The organism is Micromonospora sp. MP36 (genome assembly GCF_008119785.1).
Lineage (GTDB): Bacteria > Actinomycetota > Actinomycetes > Mycobacteriales > Micromonosporaceae > Micromonospora.
This window is the reverse complement of sequence record NZ_VSFA01000221.1, coordinates 1-3,743: the sequence shown is the minus strand read 5'-3', so window position 1 is coordinate 3,743 and position 3,743 is coordinate 1. Positions and strand designations below refer to the sequence as shown.

Below are 3,743 nucleotides of genomic sequence, written 5' to 3'. Positions count from 1 at the left end.
CTTTTCCGGACCACGATGTTGGTCGATGGACGTGTGTCAAGTGTGTCGGATGATGGGGATGCCGAGGAGTGTCGGCTCGCCGGTGGTGGCTCGTCGGTCGAGGCTGACCAGCTTCTTCTCGGCCTCGGCGAGGCTGACTTGCAGGCCTTGGACCTCGCCGTGCCAGCCGTTGCGTTTGGCTTCGCCGATCCGATCGGCGAGGTTTCGGATGATCTCGACGAGGCGGGGGCGTTGCTTGGGGTCGACGCGTAGGACTGGGCAGCGGATGCAGGAGTGTTCGTGGCGGCAGGGTGAGCCGTAGGGGCGTGCGCAGGTGCCGAGTTCGACCTTGCGTAGCTCGAAGTGCTGCTGGAACTCCTGCCATTCGGCGTCGGTGGGCTCGCGGTACTCGGCTGCGGGGCGGGTGGCCCGGCGCTGGTCGAGGAAGGCCCGGTAGGTGCGGACCAGCTCGTCTTGGAAGATCACCAGGTAGTGCTGGGTCGTGTTGATGTTGCGGTGTCCGAGGATCTTCGCTGCGATGTGCACGGGCAGGCCGTTGCTGACGGCTTCGGTGGTGAAGATCCGCCGGAAGTCGTGCGGGGTGAAGTGCAGGGGACGTCCGGCGAGGTCGCGCAGGTCGGTGCGTGCGAGGGTGGCGTTGAGTAGGTTGCGGACCGTCTGGGTGGAGAGGACTTGCTGGCCGGTGCCCCACCGGCGCTGGAACAGGTGTGGCAGCGGCGGTCCGGTGACCGCTTCGTAGTGGTCGTAGCGGGCGACCAGGGGGACGCTGCCGCCGTGGCGGTGGCGGAGCCGGCTGATGATGCAGGCCAGGACGCTGGCCAGTTCCGGGCTGACCAGCAGCAGCCGTTCCTCGTTGGTCTTTGACGGGACGATCTGCAGCAGCGGGACGGTCTCGCCGGTGCTGGGTAGCTGGTAGGAGACCAGCGCGAGGTGGGTCAGTTCCAGCAGTTCCTCGATGCGGACTCCGCTATGGCGCAGCGTCTCGATGATCGCCCAGGCCCAGAACGCGTCGTCTTCCTCCCGTGTCACGTTGATCTTCTGCCCGGTCGCGGGGTTCAACGCCATGACCTGGTCGGGGCCGCCTCTGGTGCGTGGGTCGGACGTGGTGCGCCGATAGGTGAGCCCATCGTGGACGAAGTCGCTGTCCATCGCGGCGGCGGTGGCGGCCTGCAGCAGCCCTTCGGTGAAGACGCGGTGCGCGTCGGCGGCGTTGACCAGGTCCAGCAGCAGCGGCATGCGCTCGCGAACCCGTTGGTGCATTTCGGCGAGGTTCTTCTGCTTGCTGCGGCTGGTGCCGTCGGTGTCGCCGCGGCGCACCGGGCAGGGCGCTGCCCAAGCGGCCCAGAACGGGTCTTCGGTGGCCCACTCGGCGATGTCGAGGTAGAAGGTGCGCACCTGGCCCATCACGTCGAAGCGGCTGCGGCGTTCCCGCACCCGCCCGTCCTTGCCGGTGACGGTGGCCAGGCTCAGCTTCCACGCCTCGGCGACATTCGCTGGCAGGTGCAGCGTGTCCAAGCCTGGGTGCAGCCGTTCGATTTCGACCCAGAACGTGCCGGCCAGGGTGGCGGCCAACGATCGCAGCGTGCTGTAGTCCACGGCTGGGCGACGCTCGTCCAGGTAGCGGATCAGCAGGTGCCGGATCTTGGCCGATTGGATCGGATACCGGTCGACCAGTTGCGTGGTCGTCTGCGGTCCGCGGCGCAGATGCTGGCGCATGCTGCTGTCGGCGGGCAGCACCCCGATTGCTCGCAGCATGTCCCAGGCCAGCACGGTGCCGGTCGGGATCCGTCGGCCATGGAAGGCCGACCGGTAGTCGTCGAAGTCCTCGACGGTCAGCTGGTCGACGCCGCGTCCGGTGTGTAAGACCATCTTCGCGATCGTGACCCGCGCGTCGTTGTGTTGGTGGTCGTTGGCGCCCAACTCGACGGCGGTTTGTTTGAGCCGCTCGAAGGTGTCCGTCGCGTCCGCGGCGATGATCTGCGTGATCAGCGTGCCCGGCTTGTAGTGCCGGAAGAAGCCGTAGCCGGGTCGCACCACCCCGTTGAGCAGCAGACCGCGAAGCCCCGCGGTCACCTCGGCGCGCTTGTGCCCGCGGGTTCCCGGGGCGTCAGCGACGAACCCGTCGACCCAGCCCAGGCCGGCGTCACCGCCGGCGTTGCACCATCGCTGCTGCCATCCCGAGCCCGGGTGGCCGCTCAGCCACCGCAACACCACCGCGGCGCCGCGCAGCTGCCGGCGACGGTGCGACACCGACGTGGGAAACGCCGGATGCCCCGGCAACAGGGCCAGCACCTGCTCGGCGGACAGCCCGTCCGCGGGGCCGACGGCAGGTCCAGCATGCGGCGCCGCGGACGCCGCATGCTGGACTTCGGGTGCGGCCGCCAACACCGCCGTCACCGAAGCTCACCACCGAACAACACGTGCAGGTCGTCGGCGTCATAGCCGACCCGCGCCGCCGGCGTTGGCGGCGGCTGCTGCTGATCGCGCGCCGCCAGGTGCTCGACGACCCGCTCGATCACCGCTTCCTCGTCTTCGACCAGATAGATGTCGGCGGTCGTGGACAGGTGGACGTGGCCGAGGATGACCTGGACATCGCGCAGCGACAGCCGTTTGTCCCGCGCCATCCGCAACGCGCATGTGTGCCGCAGGTCGTGCATCGTCCAGTTGCTGCCCAACCGCGCGTTGGCGCGGCGCAGCACCGCCCGCAACGCGTCGTAGGTCAACGGCTGGTGCGCCAGCCCCTGCCCGTGGTCACGGCGACGCACGGTCTGCCATACCAAGTCGTCCCCGGACACCGCGACGGCCTCGGCGAGGTAGAGCCGCAGCCACACGAACGCGTCCGGGCTGGCCGGCAGCCACTGCTCCGCGCCGCTGCCCTTGCGCCTGACCCGCACCAACTGCTCGCCCCAGTCCAAGTCGCAGCAGCGGATCCCGAGCAGTTCCCCGGCTCGGGCGGCGTTGCTGATCGCTAGCGCCAGCAGCGCCCGATCCCGGTTGCATCGCAATGCCCCGAACAGGTCCAGCCACTGCGCGTCGCTCATCGCGCGGGGGCGACGCTTCGGCAACCGCGGGTTGTAGCGGATCCGGCCCTCCGGCCGATAAGGCCCCATCGGGTTGTGGTGAGCGTTTGGCCGCCCACCCCGCGCCCGCTCCAACGCCACCGGATTAACCAGCGGACCCTCGCCCAACTCGATCCAGTACACGTAGAAGCTGCGCACGATCGCGTTGCTGTGCCGCACCGTGCGAGGCCCATACCGGTCGTCCAGATGCCGCTTGCCCGTTACCGGGTTCACTGTCCCGGCCGTCGCAGCCGACCCCGCCCGCGGCGAGTTACGGACCTTGCCCGCCTGACCGAGCCACAGCACCAGATCACGCACCTCCGCCGAGGTCGCCCTGTCCCACTCGACACCCACCACACGCAGCCACCGCCACCACCGCAACAGCGCGTACGCGTAGCTGCGCACACTGCCCGGCCGGTTCCCCCGCGCCACGAAGTCGCGCAAGAACACCCGGATCGGCTCGACCGGCACGCCGTCGTCGTCGACCACCAGCCACGGAACCACACCCTGGAAAGGAACGACATGACCCCACCTCGGCAGCACGATCGCCGCCACATCCCGCTCCACCCGACCGAACCCCCACACTCACCGGAACCAACGACAAGCACGAGTCATACAGGCGCACCCACCCACCCGACCTCGCCAACCACGGCGTGTCGTCTCGTAGTCCGGTCAACAGGTCCC

The 3,743-nt window shown here is 69.0% G+C and carries 2 protein-coding genes; both read right to left on the bottom strand.

All coding sequences use genetic code 11. The features are described 5' to 3' along the window. Window positions 1-36 precede the first annotated feature (36 nt). Complete coding sequence (locus tag FXF52_RS40635; RefSeq protein ID WP_255472928.1) at window positions 37-2,397, bottom strand: site-specific integrase; 2,361 nt, start codon at window positions 2,395-2,397, stop codon at window positions 37-39. Beyond that, complete coding sequence (locus FXF52_RS40630) at window positions 2,394-3,626, bottom strand: site-specific integrase (protein WP_148804951.1); 1,233 nt, start codon at window positions 3,624-3,626, stop codon at window positions 2,394-2,396. Before FXF52_RS40630 ends, FXF52_RS40635 begins: the two co-directional genes overlap by 4 nt. Window positions 3,627-3,743: the final 117 nt, after the last annotated feature.